This window comes from Nostoc sp. CCY0012 (assembly GCF_963920855.1).
Lineage (GTDB): Bacteria > Cyanobacteriota > Cyanobacteriia > Cyanobacteriales > Nostocaceae > Cyanocohniella.
This window is the reverse complement of sequence record NZ_CAWUDM010000043.1, coordinates 1-24,547: the sequence shown is the minus strand read 5'-3', so window position 1 is coordinate 24,547 and position 24,547 is coordinate 1. Positions and strand designations below refer to the sequence as shown.

The following is a 24,547-nucleotide window of genomic DNA, read 5'->3' as shown; positions in this document are numbered from 1 at the left end:
AAGTCTTCGGTTTTGCAACCTACCAAGCTATCCGACTCGGTTTGATGTTTGGAGGTCGTCGCCTTCCTCACTGGGACAGGTCTGGACTCAGTGGTGTACTCCCGATAAATTCCCATTTACCGACTCTGACTTTGGGGAGCGCTCACGCAACAACTGCGACAACACGAAAACCAACATTACCGTTCTCAGGCGCGTGCTCGTACCCATAGCGAACAGCAGAACGGCAATTCCAAGCACCACTGTCCCAAGAACCGCCACGCAGCAGCCTTGTCTTATTACTGCTACCTCCTATCCACGCACTGCCGTCTGTTGGCGCACCTTCGTAATTATTGTGATATACATCTTGACACCATTCCCATATATTACCATGCATATCGTATAAACCAAAAGAATTTGGCGGAAATTTTCCTACATCTGTTGTCTGCTTACGATATTCACTGTTTGGCGCTGAGGCGTAGGGATATTTACCGTTGTAATTCACTAAATCTGTGGTTATGGTTTCCCCAAAATAAAACGGCGTAGTTGTCCCTGCACGACAAGCATATTCCCATTCCGCCTCACTGGGTAGCCTATAGGTTTTTCCTGTCTTCTGATTTAATTTTTCACAAAACTCTACTGCTTCATCCCAACTCACTGTTTCCACAGGTCGTCTATCACCTTTGAAAGTAGCAGGATTTTTCCCCATTATTGCTTGATACTGTGCTTGGGTGACTGCATATTTCCCCATGAAGAACCCAGGAACTGTTACCTGACGCTCTGGACTTTCATTATCCTGTCGTTTCGCCTCCCCTTCCGGTGAACCCATTGTAAAAGTTCCCCCTGGTATCTGCACCATTTCCAAGCTGACACCATTACCTAAGTCTTCTTCAAAATATCTGGCTTCATGGTTGTTCCTATCGGTGTCGGTGGTGTTGCCTTGTGCATCTACCGTCACCGTTTCAAATGAAAAAGTTTTTAAGCCTGAATTATCTTGAGACAAGATGCGCGGTACTAAAATTGCCAAACCCAGCCCAGTACCCCCAAATCCAACAGCTTGAATCACTTTTCGCCGTGACCAATTTGGTAAATTACTAGGACGTGGTAACTGTGGCTTTACAGACGGTGTAGGTTCAGGTGCTTTTGTGGCTGACTTAGATGAACTTGGTGGCTGGGGTTGTTGAGGTACAGTAGAATGTGCAGAACTATTTCGCAACTGAGCAATTTCTTCTAAAGCTTCTATAGCATCCATCTCTTGACCTGATGCAGCAGCTAGTACCCGAATCCAAAGTTGTTTTGCTAAATCGAAATTCTTGTTCACCTGAGCACGATAAGCATCATTTTTCAGTGTAGCGATATCTGCTGAGGTGGCATATTGGGGTACAAGTATCAAATGGGATTTATTTACAGGCTCCGCAATAATATAAGGTGTTTGTCTGCCCTTTTGATGTTGACTCACAATTTCCGGCACACGAAAATTGAGATACTGGTTCAACCTTTCAACTGTGGCGCATTTACCTTTAATTCCCAACCCTTCTAATAAAGCCGTAGTAAAAGCACCTTGTTGTAAAGCTGCAATCTCATAAGAATATTCCCCGGGTCTACAGGAAAATATGCTGATGACTCCTTGTTGACGTGCTTCTTCTGCCGCTTGTCTTCCTATCCCTTCACCACTTTTTTGCCCTTCACTACGACAAGCATCCAGAATCAAAACTACATTATCCGCACCACAGCGACGCAGACGTTCTGTAACATAATTGATGGCAATTCCTGTATTTTCGATATCTTCTGGGTCACCATCACAAGGCATGAGATAATCACGCCCAGCGTGTCTGATACCATGACCACTGAAGAAAAACCAAAAATTGTCACCCGCACCCATGAAGGAAATTTCAAATAACTGTCGCAAGACTCGCAGTAAGTTAGCACGGTTGGGACGAGTTGATTTTCCAGCAATATCAGGGGAATCATCGGAGAAGAAATATATGTTCTCGCATCCCACCTCATGGCGAAGAAACTCCTGCATTAGCAGTGCATCCCGCTTGGCATAATTTAGCGGTTGCAAATAATCATACTGGTTAATGCCGATTGCGATCGCCCAATTTTTCGCCATCTCGCTTTAGCTATTGCTGTTGAGATTGTAGCTTATTACTTAAGTATATTTAAGCAGGTTTGTATATCTGGTTGATTTTGAGGGTTTTACGTGAGGCTGTTGGGTGGCGCTTTGCTTAACCCAACCTACGTGTCAGATTATATCGTTTCATGGTGGAGGCGATCGCCCAAAGCAGATGAAACGCGATCGCCTTTCGTTTCATTTTGACTCTTGTCGTTTAAATTTCAGTTTAATAGCACCTTTCCCGCCAGTTTTGACACCGCTACCAATTAATTTAACTTCTCCTTCTCCGCTAATTTCTACTGATAACTCGATTTCATCTAGCTGCATCCCGGAGTTGACTTTAGCTTCTTGTTCTGCACGACTAAATAAGCGTCCGACAACTTGCAAAAAGCTAGTCATGTTTTTCTCTAATTTTTCGGCGCTAACGGGAACAGCATCACCTATACCTTTGCTGTTATCCCTGGTTGGTTCTGGTTTCCAATCTCTTGTATTTGTAGTCCCGCCTTTCACTCCATCTGGAATAGAAATTTGAGGTGTGTCATCGGTAACAATCCAAATGGTATCTGAAGGTGTGTCTAACATGTTAATTTAGATGTTTCTCTGAAAATTTTCCCACAAATATCTATACAACAGCAGAAACAATAATTTCCCAAAAATGCTAGACATTCTTAAGAGTACAACGGCCCACAATATCATCTATGATGTATGCTCCACGGCAGACGATGGTGTTTCACTTGCTCTGCGATCGCCTTCTTCAGCGACAATGGTTTTATCTCCTTTAATTTATCATCTCTATACCACTATTAATCAAAAATGCCTATATTTTACTGGCATTTTTTAATAAAAATTTACATTAAAAAGTAAGAAAAAAGTAAGAAACGCGTTTTTTAGAAACCCCTGAAACTTAGATATAGTGAGGAAAATTAATGGTAAGACCGCGCAAGTCCTTTGCCCAGCATTGGCTCAAAAGTGAAAAGGCTTTGGACGCAATCGTCAAAGCAGCAGCATGTGAGGAAAGAGATCGCATCTTAGAAATCGGCCCAGGTACAGGCATCCTCACACGTCGTTTACTCCCCCTAGTGCAATCATTAGTAGCAGTAGAAATTGACTTTGATTTATGTAAACTGTTAACCAAACAAATAGGTAAAAAAGAAAATTTTTTACTATTACAAGGAGATTTTCTGACCATAGATTTATCGTCTAATTTGGCAGCATTTCCCAACTGTCAAAAACCCAATAAAGTAGTAGCGAATATTCCCTATAACATTACTGGGCCAATCATCGAAAAACTATTAGGGACTATCGCCAATCCCAACCCAGAACCATTTGATTTAATAGTACTGCTAGTGCAAAAAGAAGTAGCCGAAAGATTGTATGCTAAACCAGGTTCAAAAACTTTTGGAGCCTTGAGTGTGCGAGTACAGTATTTAGCTGATTGTGAATTGATTTGTACAGTACCAGCAGCAGCATTTTACCCACCCCCAAAAGTAGACTCAGCCGTCGTGCGGTTGCGTCCTCGACAAATAGAAACACCAGCCATTAACCCCCAGAGGTTTGATACTTTACTCAAGCTAGGGTTTGCAGCCAAACGCAAAATGTTACGAAATAATTTGCAATCCGTCGTCGAGCGCGATCGCCTGACCCAAATCCTGGAACAATTAGAAATAAATCCCCAAGCCCGCGGCGAAGAACTCAGCGTCCAGCAGTGGGTAAATTTAGTCAATATCCTAGAGGAAGAGACTAAAAGCTGCCAGGAACCCTAGATTATATCTAAGTTTTTCAATTACGAATTACGAATTACCCCAATGCATTCCTACACCTTAATTGCTCCTGCCAAAATCAACTTGTATCTAGAAATTATTGGTGACCGTCCTGACGGTTATCATGAGTTAGCAATGATACTCCAAAGTATCGCCCTCGCCGACCAAATTGATATATGTTCCATTAGCACTGATATTATTCGCATCAACTGCAAACATCCGCAAGTACCCCTAGACAAAAGTAATCTGGCATACCGGGCAGCAGAATTAATGGCCAAAAAATTTCCAGACGCTTTTGCTCAATATGGGGGCGTAGAGATTACAGTTAAAAAAAATATTCCCGTAGCAGCCGGGTTAGCAGGAGGTTCCACAAATGCCGCCGCAGTATTGGTAGGCATAGATTTACTATGGAACCTGGGACTAACTAAATCAGAACTAGAAGAATTGGGTGCTATCCTCGGTTCAGATGTACCATTTTGTGTCAGCGGCGGCACAGTCATTGCTACAGCAAGAGGCGAGCAACTTTCTCCCCTACCAAGTTTGGATACTATATATATAGTATTAGCCAAATATCGTAGCCTCGAAGTTTCTACAGCATGGGCATACACAAACTATCGGCAACAGTTTGGCAGTTCTTATCTACGAGATACTGAAAATTTAGCAGCGCGTGCAGCCGCAGTTCATTCAGGAGAAATAGTCCAAGCAATTCTCAAACAAAACCCAGTAACAATTGCCCAAAAAATGCACAATGATTTAGAGCGTGTAGTCTTGCCAGCATATCCCCAAGTGTTACAACTGCGAGAACTATTTGCCACTGGTGAGGGTGTTTTAGGAACCATGATGTCTGGTTCTGGGCCAACAGTTTTCGCCCTCATGGAGTCTGAACAACAAGCACAAGCACTGAAGCAACAAGTCAGAGCAGCAATTCCTGATGAAGATTTAGAATTATTTGTGACTCGGACAATTACACATGGTATTCAGGTAGCTTAGGGAGTAGAGAATTTTTGATTGCAGTTTGATCCAAATTTGAGCCAAAATCTAAAATCTAAAATTGAATGACCAATGACTAAAGAACCAGAAACTCAAGAACAAGTCCCACCAACTCCCTTACGCTGTATCACAGGAGCAATCTTCTCTGGGGGACTAGGATTTGCTATGTATTCGCTAATGATATCTATTGCGACAACTTTTGCCACTAAACCTATCCATTCTGATAATCCAATGGCAGTGAATATTGGCTCTGCCGTGCGGACTTTGGTTGTGGGTATAGTTGCCTTGGGAACCGGGATATTTGGGATAGTGACCATTGGTCTATTGGCCTTAGCAATCCAATTATTAGTACAGCAGTTCACAAAGCCCAAAAACAGTTAGTTCAAACCTAAAGATGCATACTTCTCATGCTGAGGGCGAGTATTAATTACTGGCAATTTTTTCCTATGAGCAACATGAGAAACTTGATTTTGGTTTCTCCAAGATTTGGGAGGTAGCCCGTGGTGTTGGCGAAACTGCCGGGAGAAATGACAGGCATTTTGGTAGCCTAGAACTGTAGCAATTTGCTCAATTGTCTGATTTGTGTCTCGCAATAAAGGGCGGGCTGCTGCCATCCGGCGTTTAACAATCCAGCCATTGACAGTTTCGCCTGTTTTGTTTGCTACTCTACTGGTTAAGTAAGCTGGTGAATAACCAACAGCCTCAGCCACATCAGACAAAGTAATTCCACGATTATAATTAGCTTCAATATAATCGAAAACTTCCTTGAGTTGGGGAATAGAGGGAAAGATTGATTCAGGATTTATAGAGGAAACAGTGTTGCTGGGTAATGATTCGGAAATTTGACCAGAGTTAGTAGCATACCAGGAACGCAATAGAGATTGCTTTTCTAATCGAATTGAGATCGCCTTAAGTAACTCCTCTACAGTAGAAGGTTTAGTCAAATAATCGTCTGCACCCAACTCCATACCTCTACGAACATCTGCCATCTGGTCGCTACCAGTAAGAAAAATGAAGGGAATAACAGCAGTTCGAGGATCTTGGCGCATTGTATCGAGGACACCATAACCATCCATATCCGGCATACCAATATCACAAACTACCAAGTCGGGTAAATACGTTTGTGCTTTTTGAATACCAACAAGACCATTTTCAGCACCTATCGTAACAAAACCTTCAGTTTCCAGACCATTTAGGAAGAGATTGCGGGTGACAGCATCATCTTCAATCACTAGAATTGTTTTCGACGATTCGTGCATCATTTTTCTATTGCTTAGGATTTTACGGCAAGGTCATCATCAGCAAACACTATTGAGTATTCAAAATTTGGATTTCATCAATGGCAACATAATGGTAACTGTTGTACCTACATCAACATCACTTTCTACAGCAATATGACCACCATGTAAATCTACCAAAGTCTTGACAATCGATAGCCCTAGTCCAGTGCCGGGAAGATTATCTATATTCCTACCTCGATAAAATGGCTCAAATACTCGCTGTATATCTGCAACAGGAATACCCACACCCCTGTCAGTAACTTGAAAAATTATCTTCCCACATTCACAATACAGTTTTAAATCAACCGGGCTACCAGTGGGAGAATATTTAATAGCATTGTCAAGTAAGTTTCGCAGAATCGGTTCTAGTAGTTTTTGATCAATGTAGACAGTTAAGTCACCACCTTGACTCATAAAATTGATCGGCTGCTGACTACCACTTTTCTGTATTTGTACAATTAACTCATTACAGAACTGGACTAGATCAAGTGGTTTAGCTTCAAAGTTGAGTTGTGCCGTTTCCGCCTTCGAGAACAACAAAATATCATCCAACATCTTGGTGATTTGTGCCACCGCCGATTGAATGTGATCAACTAATGGTAGTGCTTTTACCTCCATCCATTCATTGATACGCCTTTTGAGTAAACTATTAGAGAATGAAACCACATTCAGTGGAGTGCGGAATTGATGGCAAACCATAGACATGAAGTGCGCTCTGACTTCGCTGACTTGTTTGGCTTGCTCTAAAGCTTCATGCAGACTTGATTCTGCCTTTTTATAGTCAGTGATATCAATACCTGCAATAATTTTCACTGGTGTTTCCTCATAATCAAGCATGGTGACAACACAACCTAGCCAGTGTTCTGTGCCATTTTTTGCTAGAATCTTGAGTTCTTGGTATTGTAGGTTCTGATTATGTAAATTTCTGTGCTTTTTATTTTTAATTAATTGGCGTGGATCAATGCCACTTAACAGTTCCTGTTTTGTGTAGCCACTTAATATCTCAGCGGCTGGATTAATGTAGGATAGATTGCCACCTTGAATTACGAAAATGCTAGCATCAGTCGTTTCTGCCAAAGTATGCCATCTAGTCTTGTTTAATTGTAGTACTTCTTCAGCGCGCTTAGGCTCAGTAATATCCCAAACACTGCACAATCGACCAATAATTTTGTCGCCTAGCCACTGCGGCTGAGAATATTGAGCAAAAATTCTCCCATCTTTCAACTCCAAAATATCGTAGCTATCCACATCAGATTGAGCAGATATATTCCACATCAGCTTGCGAAAGGCTTCTGGGTTTTTTAGTTGGCTCTCAAAAAAAGCTTGGCATTGATTAAAGCTATTAGATACCATCCAGGAATCTGGAATCCGCCACATACCCAGGAACTGCTGATTAAAGCCGAGAATATCACCTTCAAGACTGACGGCAATAATTCCGTTGCTAGTAGATACACACCGAGAACGAAGTATGGAAATAGATTTTTTTAGCTGTGCCTCCTGTCGCTTGAGGTGATAAACTTCCTTTGTTAAATGCTTTTTAGCATCTTTTAATTCATTAATACACATTCTGCATACTCAACTCTACTAATTCATCACTTTCTCACACGCAAAAACAAAATATATCCAGCCTTTCACTTTGATTATTTACCTGCATAATTAACAGATATTTATATCAAAAATAACCGCTGCATTCGTGTTTATCAGATGATCGTAGAGTCATTAATGAATAGATTTTCATAGCTTCCTCAAAGTCTTGATTCTACTAATTCCGGTAAAAATAAATCAAATTAGGAAATATTTTTAAATTACTTACTATTGTTAAATTTATTTTACCAATAAAAAGCAAATACTTTATTTTTTTTACATAAAGCAACAATTTATTTTTGTAAAAAGATTATATAAAAGAAACTACTTTTTTGAAGTAGCAACAGAAACACCCATTTGCAAGGAATCGTAAAAATATATATTATAAGCGCCAAACGCCTTTGATATCAGTTGAAAAAACTAATAATTATTACAGTTTGATTAATAAAAATTTTTATAATCAAAATTTAGACAAGACTAGAACTTTTCTAAAGTTAAGTAATTTATTTTTAATACTTTTATTCCTTCAGATATCTAAATATAAAATAATCCTCTAGGTCATCTGCCATAAGATATAAATTTTGATTCAATTCATTAGTATGTTATCAAAACATCGTCCAGAAGACATAAAAAACGTTAAAAATCAGTGTGTTTAGCAATACATATAGCCTCAGCCCTAGATAATATACGCTGTGAATATCAGGTTAGTAGATTGATAAAACTTACTCTATCGTCATGAGGTAAATTTCTTTGCTGATGGCTGAAGTCCATGCTATGAAGCAATTTCAACTTTATCAAGAGAAGTTTTGCTATGCGTTATGGATTTATGGTAGATAGTAAATTTTAATATCAGTATGATTTTGAAGATAATCATAAACTATTGCCGGGTATAAGTTATCGGGAATACTATGGCGACAATATAAAATGTCTATAGTATTATTTGTTGTTCCTGGAATTAATCGCAACATCAGGTATGACAATAAATCAGATGCCATAAATAGCAATAACGAAAAAAGAGATAGTTTTATCCAAAAATTGATCATATATCTGTTGGTGAAAATTGAGTAGTCTTAGAAAAGAAGCTGCTTCTGCAACACGGGTTATGTGTAGGGGATAGTTTAACCACATATCTTTATATCTCTGAGACAATTCAAACTGAGTGCTGGTTAAATCCACTCTATTTTCACAACCAAATGAGATTTTAGAAAATAAACCTCAAGACAAAATTGCCTCAGTCCTGCATTGACAAAGTGGGACTTCTAGTAAAAAAGAGGGAAAATTATGCATCAAACCAATGCTAGTTATAATCCACAAAACGCTAAAAAAATTAACACAGAGCAAATAGAACAGATTATCAAAGCAATCATTGCCGGCAAGTATTCTTGGGCATGTGTGTTAATTCTCCGGTTTTCTGGCTACAATCCCATCGACTACATACCATACCGCACCTACATTCGGCTGCTCAAAAACAATTGTTTAGGAGAAAACGCCAAATCAAAAGATACAGACAATAAAGAAGTTTTTGACATGAACTCAAACTGGCTTCGACTCTGAAAACAGTAGGAATAAAATTTCCCACTTCATACTTTCTGAGTCACCCTATCTCCAGGTACATAGCAGCTAATGATTATTTATCCACCACTTACTACTGTTAACGCCCGTTTGCAACCAATTCTCAGAGAGATTGTCTGGCATAAAAAGCAAGAAGTCACACACATACATCAGCAGATGTCTTTGGCTTCTTTGCAACGCCAGTTAACAGCTGCACCAACTGTGCGAGATTTCTTGACGGCTTTGCAACAAAATCCGTACAAACCCAGCTTGATTGCAGAAGTCCAAAAAGCATCTCCGATTCATGGTACTATCTGCACAGATTTTGACCCCATTGCTATCGCCAAAGCTTATCAGCGAGGTGGTGCAGCTTGTATATCCGTCTTCACAGAAACAGCTTTTTTTCATGGCAGTTTTGAAAATCTGCGGGCAATTCGCCAAAGAGTAGCGCTACCCTTATTATGCAAAGAGTTTATTATTGACCCTTGCCAAATTTATTTAGCACGAGCAGCCGGAGCCGATGCTGTATTACTCATCGCTGCCATTCTTACAGACCGGGAACTTCAGGACTTTTTAAGAATAATTCACTATTTAGGGATGAATGCTTTAGTAGAAGTTCATAACTTACAAGAACTAGACCGAGTACTCAAGCTTAATGACATCCGCTTAGTGGGAATTAACAACCAGAATCTAGAAGATTTTACCATCGATGTAGGCACTACACAAAGACTCATGGCAGCGAGGCGATCGCAGTTGCAAGACTTGGGTGTAGTTGTCGTCAGTGAGTCTGGATTGTATACACACGCTGATTTATCCCTAATGGCCGAAGCTGGTACCAATGCCGTAATCGTGGGAGAATCTTTAATTAAACAAGAAGACATAGAACAAGCCGTCCGTTGTCTGCTTAAAGGTCACTAACTACAACATTGAGAACGCCACCTTGTCGGGAATTTTCTAGGGATGCGATGCAAAAAAGCAATCCCCACTCCTTGTGGGTGGTTTTTCTCCCCGGCCCCCTGCCCCCTTTCCCCATGTCGCCTAATTGCATTGCTTCTCTATTCGATAGGAAATATTACACCAATGCAGAGTTTAATATGGGCTAGGCGTGGTACAATATAAAGTTGATTAATAAAAACCTTGTCTACTTAAAAAACTGTAGTTGGCAGTCAAGATTAGGAGATTGCTTACTGGAGTCGCAATGACAAAAACTGCAATTTTCAGCATGGACGAGGTTTCGATAACAAAAACCTAACAACGGCAGCCAAGGCGACATTGTGAAGACTTAGCCCAAAAAAAGGCTAAAATACCAAATATTTCACAACAAAGCAACACCTTTGCAACAAAACCGTCACAAATAATATCTACATTATTAGTAATAGATCATAAATATTCTTACAGACAGCAATGAACAAGCAAGTAGATGACAGAGATTATTCATTAAATAATATTTCCCAACCTCAAAATAAAGCACCCTGGAAACAAGCAGCAGCCTCGTTATCACTAGTACTGTTGGGATCAGGGATGACACTAGCAGGGGGCTATTTAGCTGGAAACCCTCAACAGGTATCCCAAAGAGCATCTAACCTCGCAGTGAGTCGAGTCAATGCAGCCCCATTACCCACCGCCACAGGATCGAACTTTGTCACTCAAGTAGTACAAAAAGTAGGGCCAGCCGTAGTGCGGATTGAAGCTTCCCGGACTGTAACCAGCCGATTACCAGATGAATTGAACGACCCGATATTACGTCGTTTCTTCGGTCAGCTACCAGAACAACAAAATCGGGTACAACAAGGTACTGGCTCTGGTTTTATTATCAGTAATGATGGTAGCATTCTTACCAACGCTCACGTAGTAGCTGGAGCTAATACCGTCAGAGTCATTCTCAGAGATGGGCGGAGCTTTGAAGGTAAAGTGATGGGGCGTGACGAATTAACAGATGTGGCCGTCGTCAAGATAGAAGCTAATAATTTACCCACAGTAGCAGTAGGTAACTCAGACGAACTGCAACCAGGAGAATGGGCGATCGCCATCGGTAACCCCTTAGGATTAGATAATACAGTTACCACCGGAATTATCAGTGCCACCGGACGTACCAGTAATCAAATCGGCGCACCAGATAAGCGAGTCGAATTTATTCAAACCGACGCAGCAATTAACCCTGGTAACTCTGGTGGGCCATTGTTAAATGCTCGTGGCGAAGTAATTGGCATGAATACAGCCATTATCCAACGGGCCCAAGGATTAGGTTTTGCCATTCCCATCAACACAGCCCAACGGATATCCAATGAATTAATTGCTACAGGTACAGTACAACATCCCTATCTGGGCATTCAAATGGTAGGGTTAACACCTCAAATCAAGCAAAATCTCAACTCAGACCCCAGAAGCGGCGTTACAGTCAACGAAGATAAAGGTGTTTTAATTGTACGCGTCATGCCCAATTCACCAGCAGCTAGAGCAGGCTTACGTGCCGGTGATGTCATTCAACGACTGAACGGCCAAGCAGTGGAAGATGCCGGTAGTGTGCAAAAAGCAGTAGAAAGTACCCAAGTTGGTGGAGATTTGCGTTTAGAGTTACGTCGCAACGGACAAAGCGTGAATTTAGCAGTGCGAACTGGTGCTTTCCCCGCGCAACAAGTGCAATAAGAATAAGGGGGAGTAGGGAGTGGGGAGTAGGGTGAAGTTCTTTCCCTGTCCCCACGCCCCTAACGTCCCACCAAATACCGCAAACCTAGAAGTAATAAAAAAACACCATACAGCTTTTTCATCACTTCACTGCTAATAAATGGTTGATTGGCAAACAGCGCTCCAAATAAATTACCAACTACCAAACCAAGAGCAATAATCACCGCATATTTAATATTAATATTGCCATTACGATAATAAACTGCCGCACCTAAAATCCCAATGGGTAAAATTTGGGCAGCAATAGAAGTACCAGTAGCAAACTTTTGATCTAGACCCACGAATAAGACCATTGCAGGCACCATAATTGCACCCCCACCAATGCCGAACATCCCACCAGCAACACCGGCAACTAAGCCAATAAGCAACATTTGAACGACTATATTAGACATATTTCTGACTAGCTATAAACTGATTTGATGTGACAAAATAGCCTTGGGTAACATCCCATGCACGCCTTTTTGGGGACTATTGACAACTTGGGTGATGCGAAAATTTACAGCCAAACTACACAAAACATACGCATCTTCCGCCGACAAATTTGTGAAACGTTCCAAAAAATCAATCATATTTTTCACAGCCATTTCCAAAGCTGCATCTAAAGTTTGACCAAACCCCATCGTAATAATATCTGTTGGTGTTTCCGCTATCGGTGTTGTCAATTTTAAATTCTTACGCAGGTCGAGCTTGATTTTACCATTCATGGAAGTTTCAATGGCAGTGACATTTACTTCACCATCGCCCTGGGCTGAATGTCCATCACCAATGGAAAATAAAGCCCCAGGAACAAAAACAGGCAAAAATAAACGCGAACCTGCTTGGAGTTCACGGTTATCGATGTTACCGCCATAACAACCAGGGGGAATAGAAATGCGGGAATCTTCGGGGGTAGCGACACCAAGAATACCAAAAAAAGGTGTGAGAGGAATTTTGATGCCACTGTTAGCAGGAAACTCGGCGATATAATTGACTAAATCAAGGGGAATGAATCTCAACGCAGGTTGAGTAAACTGTTGTGGTAACGCTCCCCAACCAGAACGAATCGCATTGAAACCCATAGGTAAACTAGGAGCGATCGCTTGTAATTCTACCTGTAAAACATCCCCCGGTGCTGCATCTCGCACATAAATTGGCCCCGTGAGTAAATGCGGCCCACCAGCCACCTTCCTTTCTGGCGGTAGATTTTCGCAGATATCCAAAAATTCTGGCGAGAGAAACTCCGCTGGAGCTTTGTCGTATACATAATAACCAGTGTAAGTTTCCACATCAATCGTATCGCCAGAATCAATAGTCAGTGCTGGTTTTAATAAATGAGAAAAACCACCCAGATGCACAGTTTCTCTAGTGGCTTTTAAAATATGGTGAGTCATATCTGCAATAGGTGTTACTGGGTGTTGTTACTTAGAATACCCGGTTTTATTCCCGAAAAACCCAATATTTGTTAATTGATCAACGCTCAAGTAATTGCCCAAGCGATCGCAGGTGGCAGAAATGACCGCTATCTGGTAAATGATGAATTTGAGATGAAGTGATTACCCTGCGATCGCCTCATGTCTGTGATAATTAAAGACTTAGATAAATTGAGTATAAAAGGCTGCTAAACCATATTAGGCAGCCCACAAGCAAGACGAAAACCATAATCGTTAACGTGGTCGTCGCGGTCACTGTAGGGGCGATACGCAGAACGGCAGTTAGCAGGAGTAGTGATCCAAGAACCGCCCCGCAGTGAGGCTCGCGCTTGTTTTTGAGAAAGGTTATGATTCTCATTAAACCAAGAACTGCCATCTGTAGGCGCTTTTTCATAGTTATCATGCCAATCATCAAGACACCATTCCCATACGTTCCCGTGCATATCACATAAACCAAAGGCGTTAGCTACCTCAAAGCTTCCTACTTCTGTGGTTTCTCTCCGATATTTTCCTTTTGCCCCAGCACTGTAAGTATACTCAGCGTTGTAGTTGGCTAATTCCGATGTAATTGTTTCGCCAAAGTGAAATGGCGTAGTAGTTCCAGCACGACAAGCATATTCCCATTGGGCTTCACTGGGTAGGCTGTAGGGTCTACCTGTAAATTGAGCAAGGCGCGAGCAAAATTCTACTGCATCGTACCAAGAAACTCTTTCGACAGGGCGTTTATCCCCTTGGAATCTCGATGGTTCAGGGTTGAGCTTCCTGTTAACCTGTGGTAGTGCGGCTACTGCTCTCCACTGTGCTTGGGTGACAGGATATTTACCTATAAAAAAAGTTGAAACTGTTACTTGGTGGTGTGGGCGTTCATTATCGCGGCTTTCTTCTTCCGTATCTGGAGCGCCCATCATAAAACTACCACCGGGAATTAGTACCATATCTAGCTTAATTCCATTGCCTAAATCTTCTACGTAATATTTGGCTGTCTTTTGTGTTTTGGTTATAACGATATTTGGCATTTCTTTTTGCTCTTGTGAGATACTCTTAAAAATCTCCTGTTGTTCTCCAACTCTGTGTCTCTGTGGTACCCTGCCTACGGTGTACACACAAGTCTTCTCAAGTTGCCTAACAGCGTTTCGATCCCCCCTAGCCCCCCTTGAAAAAGGGGGGAAAAGAATCAAAGTCCCCCTTTTTAAGGGGGATTTAGGGGGATCTTCAATGTTTTAACTTCACTAACTGAACTGTATTGCCTCATAATCAATGTAATTAACCAGTAATCGTGTGTCTACGTTGATTTTTGGAAAAAAAATTTTAGATCGCTACGCTAAAAAAAAGAACAAGTACAGAAGGCAAAAATAAAGTATAAAAAGCTACTTAGTAATCCTTTCGGCAGCAAAGACAACACGAAAACCAAAAGCGTAATTGCGGACGTCTCGGCTGCTGATGATGCGAGACGCAGAACAGCAAACCTTAGGATTGTCATCCCAGGAACCACCACGCAGTAAGGAAGCGCCTCGTTTTTGAAAAAGATTATTATTATTGTCAAACCAAGGACTGCCATCTGTTGACGCACCTTCGTAATTCCTGTGCCAATCATCTAGACACCATTCCCATACATTCCCGTGCATATCACATAGCCCAAAGATGTTAGCGACAACAAAGCTTCCTACTTCTGTTGTTTCCCGACGATATTGTCCTTTTGCCCCAGCATTGTAAGTGGATTTAGCATTATAGTTAGCTAATTCCGATGTAATTGTTTTGCCAAAGTGAAATGGCGTAGTAGTTTCAGCGCGACAAGCATATTCCCATTCCGCTTCACTGGGTAAACTGTAGGGTCTACCTGTAAATTGAGAAAGGCGTGAGCAAAATTCAACTGCATCGTACCAAGAAACATTTTCGACAGGGCGTTTTGCACCTTTGAAATTAGATGGATCTGGATCTAGTTCCCGGTTCACTTGGGGTAACTGTGCGACAAATTTCCATTGCTCCTGAGTAACTGGATACTTAGCTAAGAAAAAAGGCTCTACAGTAACAGTATGCTGTGGACTCTCATCGTCATAGCGTTCCGGCTCATCTGGTGGCGACCCCATTTCAAAGGTTCCTCCAGGGATAGCTACCATCTCTATCAAAAGTGCAGATGGTTTTCCGGCTGCTTCACCTAAAAACTCAACAAAATAAAATGCTTGTTTTCGTTCTCTGTTAATTTCTCCCCCACGAGCATCAACTGTTACGGTTTCAAACTCAAAAGGTTGCAACTCCTCTGTTGGCTCATTATCTAGGCTAATAGTTGCCACATCAAACTCAAGAGACTGCAACTCAACACCCATCGCTGCGGCGATTTTTTCTTCCTCTTCATCCTGGATGGATTCACCAGCAAATGTCTGCTGTGACCACTTCAACAACAACGGCTCAAAACCTTTTTCTGATAACAAGTCAGCATAACTTTCAACTAATGCTGCCCATCTGATACGCTCTTTAGCATCTGTAGAGGCTATTAACTTTTGCAGTTTTTGTTTGATTTCGTTAATTACTTCCTCTTTATCTGAACTCAGGTATGCCAAAGCAGTCCAGTCTGGCTCTTTACCAAAAACCAAAGCACGGTCATTATCTTCCAACTGCAAACGACTATTAATATACTGGGACATAAAATCTGCCAGTTCCTTGAGTCGCTGTTCCCCAAACTTCTCACATAAACCACGCAGCAAAGCATCCCTGGTTTTACCTTCCATCTCATACAAGTCATAGCCTGCGGGTTGACATAATCCTGATAGCAACACATCGGCTACTGCATACCAAGGGACATCAGGTACAAAATTTTCCCGCAGACAGTAGAGTAAATCTGAAGTCAGGGTCAAAGGAAAGGCAGCATGGTAAGCCAAATACAACGCATCGATACCATAGCGTCTTTCAAAAACTCGAATGCGGCGAGTTGTCAAATCCTCTCTAGGTGATACGTTTGCCATACCTTAGGAATATGAATTAAATAACATGCAAGTCTAGTTTTTGACCTCACCCCGCCTTTGACTTGCGTCAAAGTCTCCCCTCTCCTTGGTAAGCAGAGGGGTTGGGGGTGAGGTTCTGTATTTTATTAAATCCACATACCTTAATCATATTCTCCTGTGGATTTTCTCGCGTTGCTGTTCGTAAGCTAGCAGGTTCATAAGTTAACATCTTGCCATTGAGTATCGCATTGATTGTCCAAGCTGAAGTTTGCTCCCAGCGTTGAGGTGGTAGAGGATTCAACCAAATTAATCGGCGAATACAAGGTGATAATGCTGTCAAAAACTTTGATATTCCCTCAATTCGTTCTTGACTGTAAGTAGCAGTTGCCGCCCCCGCATCACTTAAAATTAAAACAACTGTGCGGTTACGATGCAGTTTTGGCAAAAGATTAGTCAGGGATTCTGCTTGAGCCGGATGCTGCCAATCATAAAGATATTCATCAGGATAGCTAGTAAATCGATATATTTGGGCGGGAGTAATTCGAGCTTCTGCAATTGCTTGGATAAACGGCTGAAGGGCAGGAAAAAACGGGTTCATAGCTGGACTATCATCGATTAATAACAATAGTTCAGTCTTTCGTACCCTCACCGGACGCATGACCACATCAGTAAAAATACCTTCCCGTTCAATTTGGTAAAGGGTAGCTTCCATATCTATTTCAAAGTCTCGGCCCACCTGCTTTGCTTGTCTTAATAACCGCCAAGTCACCTGGACATCTGACAATTGCATAGGGAAATCGGTGGGAGTAAAGTGAAACTTGTTATTGTTATTTTCAAACCTAGAAGAAATTGAATTACTTTGAATCGCAGCTGGAACTTTTACTTTATGGGGTTGCTGAGTTGAGGGACTAATTCTTCTGGGGGGAATTTGGGGGAGATTTGATGGTGGCTTTTTCTCAGGAGTTTTTTCTGGTGGTTCTGGAACTGAGTCATCAGCAAGCACAGGCATTTTAGCGTGATGCTGCTGAATATAGCGGTCAAAAGTGCGGTCAAAAATCTTGGCATCATAGTTAGCACAAGGTTTAACCCACAATAACCGACATACCCGTTTGATATCTTGCCATCCGCCTAAACCATAGCCTTTAACTATTGCTTTTTGTAATAATTCATATTGTTCCAGGGTTAAAGCCATTCCCGCTTTTCGCAACTCCTGAAATAAATCTAGTAATAATGAATCAAGTGACATAAATTGAGAATTATTCATAAGTATCAGGTTTAATTTATAAAAGCCCTGGCGACTAGAAGTCGTGGCTACACAAACTAAACCCGCGGCTCGACTGACTTGTACTGAGCCTTGTCGAAGTAGCTTCGCCGAACGTCCTGCGCGGGTTAATATTCTTACTTGATTAATCGCCTTTTTTGTTTCGATACAATTCCTGATCCTGTTTAGTCTTCAAAAGTGTTCCTAATAAGGGTAATTTATTGGTTAAATTATCTAAATCATTTAATGCTTGCTCAATATTGTTTTTATTTAATAATGCAGTCAGAAATTCTATAAATTCACTCGTTCCCGGTGGTCTACTTCCCGGTACATTTTCTAGCGATTCACGAATTGTATAAAAACGTTCTATGGCTTTTGCAATTAGTTCCTGTTTCTCTGCTACCTGTTGTGCAAACCGTTTATTAATAATCTGTCGTAATTGTTCATCACTGGGAAAATCGACAAAGAAATATAGACAGCGACGGAGGAAAGGTTCTGGTAAAGGCTTTTCTCGATTACTCGTAATAAAAATAATTGGCTTATGCGTTGGTGTAGGAAATGATTCGCCAGTTTCTGGCACTTCAAAACGCAATTCTTCTAACTCAAGCAGTAAATCATTAGCAAAATCACTATCAGCTTTGTCAATTTCATCAATCAACAAAATGGGACGATGTGAATGTTGTTGTAACGCTTTACCTAATGCGCCAAATTCTCGATAATTTTTCTTATCTTTTAACCTATTTTTTAAGCCTCCAGTCTGGACAATTCCGATAAATTCTTGTAATCGTTGCGGGTCAGTTCCCATTAATTGAGCATCCCGTAATCTAGCAATAGCATCATAATTGTAAAGTCCATCACGGGCGCGAGTTGTAGATTTAATATTCCAAATATAATAATCCCACCACTTTTGTTCTGCTTTTTTATGGTTCTGGTCTTGCAGGTTTTTTTGCGTAAACTCATAAGCAACTGCTCCTGCTAAACGAGTTTTACCACAGCCCGGTTCACCTTCTAAAAGTAATGGTCTTTCGAGTGCGATCGCTAAATTAACTGCCTCTATTAAATCTCCACTGGGTAAATAAGGAAAATAGACTCTTTGGTTCAAATCTTTGACACCTTCTTGAAGAGGTTGATACTCTCCTTTGTATTCATAACTCGGCTCTTTTTGATTGTTCATTTTATTTTCCATTCTGCATCCATTTCAGCAATACCATTCTCAAAATTAAACACATATTGACAAATACTATCTAAGACATCTTCAGGAGCTTCTCCCCATTGGGAAACCTGATAATTTACATTGCTGAGAAATGATAAGACTTCATTTTTTCGTAACCAATTATTTACATCTTTTGGTAGGAGCTTATTCATTGGTGAAAGGTTATAAATATTTTTACCTATTGTAGTTGTATCTGTACATATTGTTTCAATATCAATATTAGTTGACTCTAATGCAACAAATGCGAAGTTATTTTTTAATGGGCATGATTTATATTGGTAACTTTTAAGCTCTGCTACCAGCAATACAAGAGGTAATGCCTCATCGTTATTTTTACTAAAACTTACTTTTTCAAGTAAAGAATCCCAAAAATGATAAAATTCCTGAGATGTTTTTTCATCTAAAAAATTCAATTTACGCATGACAATAATCACAGTTTTAGTTTGACATATCTTAGCCAATGCTTCAATGACAGATTCCGAAGAAAGATTTTCACTAATGGGGCGAAAGACAGATAAAAATTTTTCTGGATTGTAAATGCATTTTCCAAAATCAATTAAAAAGGTCTTACCAATTAAAGAACTTGGTACATTATAAATCAACCTTTCCATCAGCCAATTTAAAACATTTAAACTTGGTGCTTGAATGAAAAATGCTACTGTCTTGAGTTCAATTAATTCATCAAAACAATATTGCTGCTGCTTATAGTCCAATAAGCGTAATAACTCTACAGCTTTTTGTTTGTTTATTACCGATGGTGTTTTTTGTATATCTGTGCTTGTGTTGGCACTTAATCCAGAATTATCAATACTTTGCAGAGATTCTTCCGTTAAAACTTGTCCTGGCTTTTCACAATTTAACTGTGAATTTCTCTGCGGCTTCTGCCCAGTTATCCCCCATAGTAGTAAATCTAATGCATTTTCATCATGCTCAAGTAAATCGCAAAAATTTATCCATCTAAATTCTCGTAAAAATAACAATTCTGCTGGTACTTCATTAACACCAGGTAGCAAAACAGGAATTACAGTAATCTGACGTTTGATACACTGCGATATAAATACATCTAATTCCACCTCTTGCCAATTTCCTAAACCCTGCACGCTGAGAAATATAGCAGCAGTTTTACATAATGGAATGGCTTTTTGTATTGCCTTGGAAATTGAAAATCCTGGGGGAATTTGTTCTTCATCTAACCATGTTGTTAAACCACGTTGTTTTAGTGCTTGAGCAATTAGCCTAACTTGAGGTTTATCCACACTATTATGAGCTAGGAAAACATCAAATTGAGGTTGAATATCGGTCATTAAAACACTTCTCCTGTTATTCCTTGACCCCAGCAATTACAGCTAACGCATTTGCATACTTCTCCAAGTCCTTCCTCAAGGATTCCAGTTCTGCTCGCAGTTGAGGTTCCTCAGACCAATTACGCTCATGCTCCTGGGGACTGAGGTGAGGGGGTCGTTGAGCTTCCCATGTTTGCAATAGTGGATGCCATTTAGACATAAAAGGACGCAAGCCATTATTCAAAACTGCGATCGCAATTCCTCCTACAGAATCATGACTGGCTCCGACATCCGGCCCACCTTCTTTGAGAACTTGCCGAGTTACAGGAAACAAATTATACAACGATGACAAAGCTTCTCGCAGCAGTCCATTATCAGTTGCTAAAGGTTGAACAGCAATACGAGTGATCAGTTCAACATAAAGTGACCAAGCGGCTTTCCGTTCTGTTGGATCTGCTTCCCATTCCACAGAACCAATGCCAAAGGGTAGGCTGAAAGATACTTTTTTGATTTTCGCAGGGTCGGATTTAGGCATAAATTTAAAAATTCTCAACATATTTGGAAATATTAGCACCACAAGTCATCTGTAATACTAATGTGCATCACAGTTAGTCTAAGTAGAGTTTTGATAAAAAGCTAAATCAGGGGAATACCACCAGAAGCGATCGCCCAACCCATCGCTAGGATAATATCTGGTAAAATCCTTTGTGCTAATTCCCGATTCAAAATTAATATGACAAGTGCATCTTACATTTTTCTAGCTGGGGCAAGTCGCGGCGTTGGTCGAGAAATTGCCAACTATTTAACAGCACAAAATCTCTCAACTAAAGCACTCCTGAGAAATGAGTCTGCTGTTGCTGAATTACAAGCCATAGGTATTCACACCGTGATGGGAGATGCTTTAAATGTCAGCGATGTAGAACGGGCAATCCTCACCGATGAGCCTATCCACACAATTATTAGTACCATTGGTGGCTTACCATCAGAAGGTGAAAGGGCTGATTACCTAGGTAACAAAAATCTCATTGATGCCGCAGTCAAAGCCAAAGTACAAAGGTTTATTTTAGTTTCTTCCATTGGTACAGGTAATAGTGCTGGTGCTTTACCTCCTCAAGCCTTAGCAACACTGGGGCCTGTATTAGTCGAAAAAGACAAAGCCGAACAACACTTAATTGCTAGTGGACTCACCTACACCATCATTCGTCCCGGCGGATTAAAATCGGAACCAGCAACAGGCAATGGTATTTTAACTGAAGACCCGCGGATTGTTGGCAGCATTCACCGTCCCGATGTCGCCCAGTTAGTTTGTAAATGTCTAAATTCTCAGCGTTCTCATAATAAAACCTTGTCCGCCGTAGACAAAAATATGTTGGCTGGCCAACTAGAGTTTGTAGAATTTACGTTTTAAATCCCCTTTATAAAGGCTACCGTGTACACACAAAAGAGATAATTTATGTTCTGGTGTTCCCTATGGTCGCCCATATTTGAATAATTTTCTTAATTTCCAGATTGCAGCGATCGCACCAGAACCTGAGCAGCATTCTGAAGTATGGTGATTTTGAGGCATTAGTCAAAAATCATGTGTCAATTGCTAGGAATGAACTGCAATGTTCCCACGGATATTTGCTTTTCTTTTGAAGGGTTTTGTGCTAGAGGTGGACAAACTGATCAGCATCGTGATGGTTGGGGTATAGCTTTCTTTGAAGGTAAAGGTTGTCGGATGTTTTTAGATGCCAAACCTTCCATTGATTCTGCGGTGGCGGATTTGGTAAGAAGTTATCCCATCCACTCTACCCATGTAATTGCCCATATTCGCAAAGCCACCCAAGGTGAAATTGCTTTATATAACTGTCATCCCTTTCAAAGAGAACTGTGGGGGAGGTATTGGGTGTTTGCACATAATGGTAACTTACCAGATTTTGATCCGCCAAACAGGGGATTTTTTCAACCCGTGGGCAATACCGATAGTGAAAAAGCCTTTTGCATGATTCTCGAAACCTTACGAGAACACTTTCCTGATGGCCAGCCTCCCCTCAATGAATTGTACTATTTATTACGTAGTATTTCTCAAGAATTAAATTTGCTAGGTATCTTTAATTACCTACTATCAGACGGAGAACACTTCTTTGCCCATTGTTCCACCAACCTTTGTTACATTGTCCGTCAAGCACCTTTTGCCCATGCTCACTTAATTGATCAAGACATGACCGTAGATTTTAACCAGTTAACCACACCAAGCGATCGCGTGGCCGTAATTGCCACTACCCCCCTCACCGACAACGAAGTTTGGACACAAATTCCACCAGGAGAACTGCTAGTATTTCAAGACGGGTTACCATTGAAATTTAAGTAAAAGTTGGAGATTTGAGAGGAGCAATAAAGTTTGTGGTCAATTCATCTACCAGACCTAAATTACCATTACCATCGCCACTTGTAGCTTCAGAAGATGGCACTTTTACTGAGTACACAGTTACTCAAAGAATGCCTGCAATTGCTCGCCGAATTATTGCCGAAAATAATTTTTCTCAGGAAATTAATGCAAACCTAGAAAATCTAGCTACAGAGCTGGCAACAGGATATCTATCACCTCTAAAAAATGATACTGGTCAAGATTTTGCAGATTGGAATATATACCTAAAACCTTATCAAGGTCAGCGTTGGCTAGATGTTCCTTGGTTCTTTGCTGAAACTTATTTTTATCGATTAATTCTGGAAATTACTCATTACTTTCGCCCTGGTATCTGGCAATTTATTGACCCATTTCAATTACAAAAAACTCAAGGTTTAGAAGCATGTTTAGATTCAACTATTTTACTATGTACTCAGTTACAGCAATGGTTAGAACAGCCTCAAAGTGATGTCATCTCAAAATTATTATATTTTGATTTGTGGGGAAATCGAGTTGACTTGAGTTTATGGTCAGCATCCGAAGGTGATAGAAGTCGATTTGATATTCAAAACCAACTAGCTCATATATTAGTAAATGATGCTTCACAAGTCAGTAAATTATTAATCAGTTCCTCTGTAAATCGAGTTGATTTTGTTGTAGATAACGCTGGCTTTGAACTAGTATGTGACTTATGTTTAGTAGATTTTTTATTAAGTAGCAACTTAGTGAAGCAAGTTTACCTACATTTAAAACCACATCCGACCTTTGTGTCTGATGCCATGATTAAAGATGTACATGACACCACAAGTTTTTTAACTGCTACTAGACATGAACCAGTGACATCATTTGCCCACAGATTAAAAGAGCAGATTGCATCAGGGCGCTTAGTATTATCTGAAAATTACTTTTGGACATCACCCTTAGCATTTTGGCAAATACCCGATACCCTAAAAAATGAACTAGCCAAGGCAAATTTACTCATAGTCAAAGGAGATGCAAATTATCGCAGATTATTAGGCGATCGCCATTGGCAGCTTACAGATAGTATTGCAGATATAGTCTGCTACTTACCTACACCAATGGTAGCCTTACGCACCCTGAAGTCAGAAGTCACAGTAGGTTTACAATCTGAAGTAGTCGAGAAAGTAGCAAAATCTGACCCTGATTGGTTAACTAACGGACAATGGGGTGTGATTCAGTTCGTAGCTGAGGACATTTGAGTATGGCAAAGCAAGATATTCCACTTACAGGAGACGCACTAATTAAAGAAGTGTGTCGGCGGATTCGGGTAGCCCGTAGCTATTGGGATGCTCATAACAACGCTGCTTGTCGGGGTGAGCGAGAGCGTGCATTAGCTCTTTATAATACACTGACCAAGGAAGAAAAACAGCAGATTCCCCAAGTATTAAGGGTTTGGTTGCGCTACCGTAGTGAAAAATACTTCGGCGCACATCGCACACCACCCAAATCAGCACGAAAATCAAAATAGCCCAGAAATTAAGTCCTGGGCTTGATGTCTGGAGTTTAGACGATTACTAATTTCCAAATGACTTCATTACTGATTCAGCCACAGTTCTACCTAGTTGAACTTCGGCATCCTGTTCTACGCGCAGCAGAACAAAACCTTGATTAGTCTCAACGGTAAGTAATTCTTGCTCTTCTACAGTTATAGTTTCTGTAATTATCTCATCTGTAGTTGGACGGTCTAATGTAATTTGACGATCTGGATCTAAAGATTCAACATTAGGTACAGGTGTACTAATTACTCCTGAAGATGGAACATGAACACCACCAAAAATTCGGCTAACAGCATTAGCCTCAATAGCCGCACTAATGGTGTTGTAAGTGATAGCTTCACCAGGTAAATCTTGCGAAGGAACAGTAAAACGTGTAGCATCCCCGAAAAAATTAATTAACACTTGTCCGGCGGTAGCGCCAAATGCAGCGTGTCCAGAGTTGTAATCTGGAAAAGGCGGAGTTAAGGGAATCTCAAAAAACCGTTCAGGTTCATGATACGAAATCAGTGGTAGCCAGTTGCGATCGCGAACTGCGCGTGACCTTAACGGGTGACAAGAAGGCTAAACAGCTTGTTTAATAAGGGATAGAGCCTG

23 protein-coding genes are annotated in these 24,547 nt (G+C 40.7%); 10 read left to right on the top strand and 13 right to left on the bottom strand.

Annotated elements, in window-relative coordinates:
• Nucleotides 1-142: 142 nt before the first annotated feature.
• Both ACM0OS_RS14320 and ACM0OS_RS14315 read right to left on the bottom strand, forming a co-directional pair.
• Nucleotides 143-2,089: an SUMF1/EgtB/PvdO family nonheme iron enzyme gene (locus ACM0OS_RS14320; RefSeq protein ID WP_414543856.1), complete on the bottom strand. Its 1,947-nt coding sequence runs from the start codon at nucleotides 2,087-2,089 to the stop codon at nucleotides 143-145.
• 198 nt (nucleotides 2,090-2,287) lie between these two features.
• The gene (locus tag ACM0OS_RS14315) at nucleotides 2,288-2,674 is read right to left on the bottom strand and encodes a hypothetical protein (RefSeq protein WP_414543855.1); all 387 of its coding nucleotides are present in this window, start codon (nucleotides 2,672-2,674) and stop codon (nucleotides 2,288-2,290) included.
• Between the two features lie 344 nt (nucleotides 2,675-3,018).
• Here ACM0OS_RS14315 and rsmA point away from each other — a divergent pair, with 344 nt between their 5' ends.
• The 3 genes from rsmA (at nucleotide 3,019) to ACM0OS_RS14300 (ending at nucleotide 5,223) form a co-directional block, all read left to right on the top strand.
• Entirely contained in the window at nucleotides 3,019-3,855 is an 837-nt protein-coding gene (gene rsmA / locus ACM0OS_RS14310; protein ID WP_414543854.1) for a 16S rRNA (adenine(1518)-N(6)/adenine(1519)-N(6))-dimethyltransferase RsmA, read from the top strand.
• A gap of 42 nt (nucleotides 3,856-3,897) precedes the next feature.
• The gene (ispE, locus tag ACM0OS_RS14305; protein WP_414543853.1) at nucleotides 3,898-4,842 is read left to right on the top strand and encodes a 4-(cytidine 5'-diphospho)-2-C-methyl-D-erythritol kinase; all 945 of its coding nucleotides are present in this window, start codon (nucleotides 3,898-3,900) and stop codon (nucleotides 4,840-4,842) included.
• A gap of 72 nt (nucleotides 4,843-4,914) precedes the next feature.
• A complete protein-coding gene (locus ACM0OS_RS14300) occupies nucleotides 4,915-5,223 on the top strand; it encodes a DUF3082 domain-containing protein (RefSeq protein ID WP_414543852.1) in 309 nt (102 codons plus the stop codon).
• On the opposite strand, the gene ACM0OS_RS14295 is transcribed toward ACM0OS_RS14300, so the two are convergent.
• Nucleotides 5,220-6,104 carry a response regulator gene (locus ACM0OS_RS14295; RefSeq protein ID WP_414543851.1) on the bottom strand — a complete coding sequence of 295 codons (885 nt, stop codon included), beginning with the start codon at nucleotides 6,102-6,104 and terminating at the stop codon, nucleotides 5,220-5,222. The two genes, ACM0OS_RS14300 and ACM0OS_RS14295, sit on opposite strands and share 4 nt — an antisense overlap.
• Nucleotides 6,105-6,161: 57 nt before the next feature.
• A complete protein-coding gene (locus tag ACM0OS_RS14290) occupies nucleotides 6,162-7,688 on the bottom strand; it encodes an ATP-binding protein (RefSeq protein ID WP_414543850.1) in 1,527 nt (508 codons plus the stop codon).
• Between the two features lie 1,299 nt (nucleotides 7,689-8,987).
• On the opposite strand from ACM0OS_RS14290, the gene ACM0OS_RS14285 reads away from it, so the two are divergent.
• The 3 genes from ACM0OS_RS14285 (at nucleotide 8,988) to ACM0OS_RS14275 (ending at nucleotide 11,903) form a co-directional block, all read left to right on the top strand.
• A complete protein-coding gene (locus ACM0OS_RS14285; RefSeq protein ID WP_414543849.1) occupies nucleotides 8,988-9,260 on the top strand; it encodes a HetP family heterocyst commitment protein in 273 nt (90 codons plus the stop codon).
• A gap of 72 nt (nucleotides 9,261-9,332) precedes the next feature.
• Nucleotides 9,333-10,175 carry an indole-3-glycerol phosphate synthase TrpC gene (trpC, locus tag ACM0OS_RS14280; RefSeq protein WP_414543884.1) on the top strand — a complete coding sequence of 281 codons (843 nt, stop codon included), beginning with the start codon at nucleotides 9,333-9,335 and terminating at the stop codon, nucleotides 10,173-10,175.
• Between the two features lie 486 nt (nucleotides 10,176-10,661).
• Nucleotides 10,662-11,903: an HhoA/HhoB/HtrA family serine endopeptidase gene (locus ACM0OS_RS14275; protein WP_414543848.1), complete on the top strand. Its 1,242-nt coding sequence runs from the start codon at nucleotides 10,662-10,664 to the stop codon at nucleotides 11,901-11,903.
• Nucleotides 11,904-11,962: 59 nt separating this feature from the next.
• On the opposite strand, the gene ACM0OS_RS14270 is transcribed toward ACM0OS_RS14275, so the two are convergent.
• The 8 genes from ACM0OS_RS14270 to ACM0OS_RS14235 form a co-directional block, all read right to left on the bottom strand.
• A complete protein-coding gene (locus ACM0OS_RS14270; RefSeq protein ID WP_414543847.1) occupies nucleotides 11,963-12,334 on the bottom strand; it encodes a TSUP family transporter in 372 nt (123 codons plus the stop codon).
• 12 nt (nucleotides 12,335-12,346) lie between these two features.
• Nucleotides 12,347-13,312 carry an acetamidase/formamidase family protein gene (locus ACM0OS_RS14265; RefSeq protein WP_414543846.1) on the bottom strand — a complete coding sequence of 322 codons (966 nt, stop codon included), beginning with the start codon at nucleotides 13,310-13,312 and terminating at the stop codon, nucleotides 12,347-12,349.
• Between the two features lie 227 nt (nucleotides 13,313-13,539).
• Nucleotides 13,540-14,367: a formylglycine-generating enzyme family protein gene (locus ACM0OS_RS14260; protein ID WP_414543845.1), complete on the bottom strand. Its 828-nt coding sequence runs from the start codon at nucleotides 14,365-14,367 to the stop codon at nucleotides 13,540-13,542.
• A 351-nt stretch (nucleotides 14,368-14,718) separates the two neighbouring features.
• Entirely contained in the window at nucleotides 14,719-16,311 is a 1,593-nt protein-coding gene (locus tag ACM0OS_RS14255) for an SUMF1/EgtB/PvdO family nonheme iron enzyme (RefSeq protein ID WP_414543844.1), read from the bottom strand.
• A 67-nt stretch (nucleotides 16,312-16,378) separates the two neighbouring features.
• On the bottom strand, nucleotides 16,379-17,536 hold the full coding sequence (locus ACM0OS_RS14250; protein WP_414543843.1) for a hypothetical protein: 1,158 nt from the start codon (nucleotides 17,534-17,536) through the stop codon (nucleotides 16,379-16,381).
• 160 nt (nucleotides 17,537-17,696) lie between these two features.
• The gene (locus ACM0OS_RS14245; RefSeq protein WP_414543842.1) at nucleotides 17,697-18,725 is read right to left on the bottom strand and encodes an AAA family ATPase; all 1,029 of its coding nucleotides are present in this window, start codon (nucleotides 18,723-18,725) and stop codon (nucleotides 17,697-17,699) included.
• The gene (locus tag ACM0OS_RS14240) at nucleotides 18,722-20,068 is read right to left on the bottom strand and encodes a TIR domain-containing protein (RefSeq protein WP_414543841.1); all 1,347 of its coding nucleotides are present in this window, start codon (nucleotides 20,066-20,068) and stop codon (nucleotides 18,722-18,724) included. Before ACM0OS_RS14240 ends, ACM0OS_RS14245 begins: the two co-directional genes overlap by 4 nt.
• A gap of 16 nt (nucleotides 20,069-20,084) precedes the next feature.
• Nucleotides 20,085-20,582, bottom strand: a complete 498-nt coding sequence (locus tag ACM0OS_RS14235; protein WP_414543840.1) for a hypothetical protein — start codon at nucleotides 20,580-20,582, stop codon at nucleotides 20,085-20,087.
• A gap of 198 nt (nucleotides 20,583-20,780) precedes the next feature.
• Between ACM0OS_RS14235 and ACM0OS_RS14230 the strand changes: the two genes are divergently transcribed.
• From ACM0OS_RS14230 to ACM0OS_RS14215, 4 genes are all read left to right on the top strand, one after another.
• Nucleotides 20,781-21,455 (top strand): SDR family oxidoreductase, encoded by a 675-nt coding sequence (locus ACM0OS_RS14230; RefSeq protein ID WP_414543839.1) that lies wholly within the window; start codon nucleotides 20,781-20,783, stop codon nucleotides 21,453-21,455.
• A gap of 171 nt (nucleotides 21,456-21,626) precedes the next feature.
• On the top strand, nucleotides 21,627-22,400 hold the full coding sequence (locus ACM0OS_RS14225; RefSeq protein ID WP_414543838.1) for a class II glutamine amidotransferase: 774 nt from the start codon (nucleotides 21,627-21,629) through the stop codon (nucleotides 22,398-22,400).
• Nucleotides 22,401-22,432: 32 nt separating this feature from the next.
• Complete coding sequence (locus ACM0OS_RS14220) at nucleotides 22,433-23,656, top strand: damage-control phosphatase ARMT1 family protein (RefSeq protein ID WP_414543837.1); 1,224 nt, start codon at nucleotides 22,433-22,435, stop codon at nucleotides 23,654-23,656.
• Between the two features lie 2 nt (nucleotides 23,657-23,658).
• A complete protein-coding gene (locus tag ACM0OS_RS14215; RefSeq protein ID WP_414543836.1) occupies nucleotides 23,659-23,925 on the top strand; it encodes a Precorrin-3B methylase in 267 nt (88 codons plus the stop codon).
• Between the two features lie 46 nt (nucleotides 23,926-23,971).
• On the opposite strand, the gene ACM0OS_RS14210 is transcribed toward ACM0OS_RS14215, so the two are convergent.
• Nucleotides 23,972-24,355, bottom strand: coding sequence for a hypothetical protein (locus ACM0OS_RS14210; RefSeq protein ID WP_414543835.1), 384 nt, complete (start codon nucleotides 24,353-24,355; stop codon nucleotides 23,972-23,974).
• Nucleotides 24,356-24,547 lie beyond the last annotated feature (192 nt).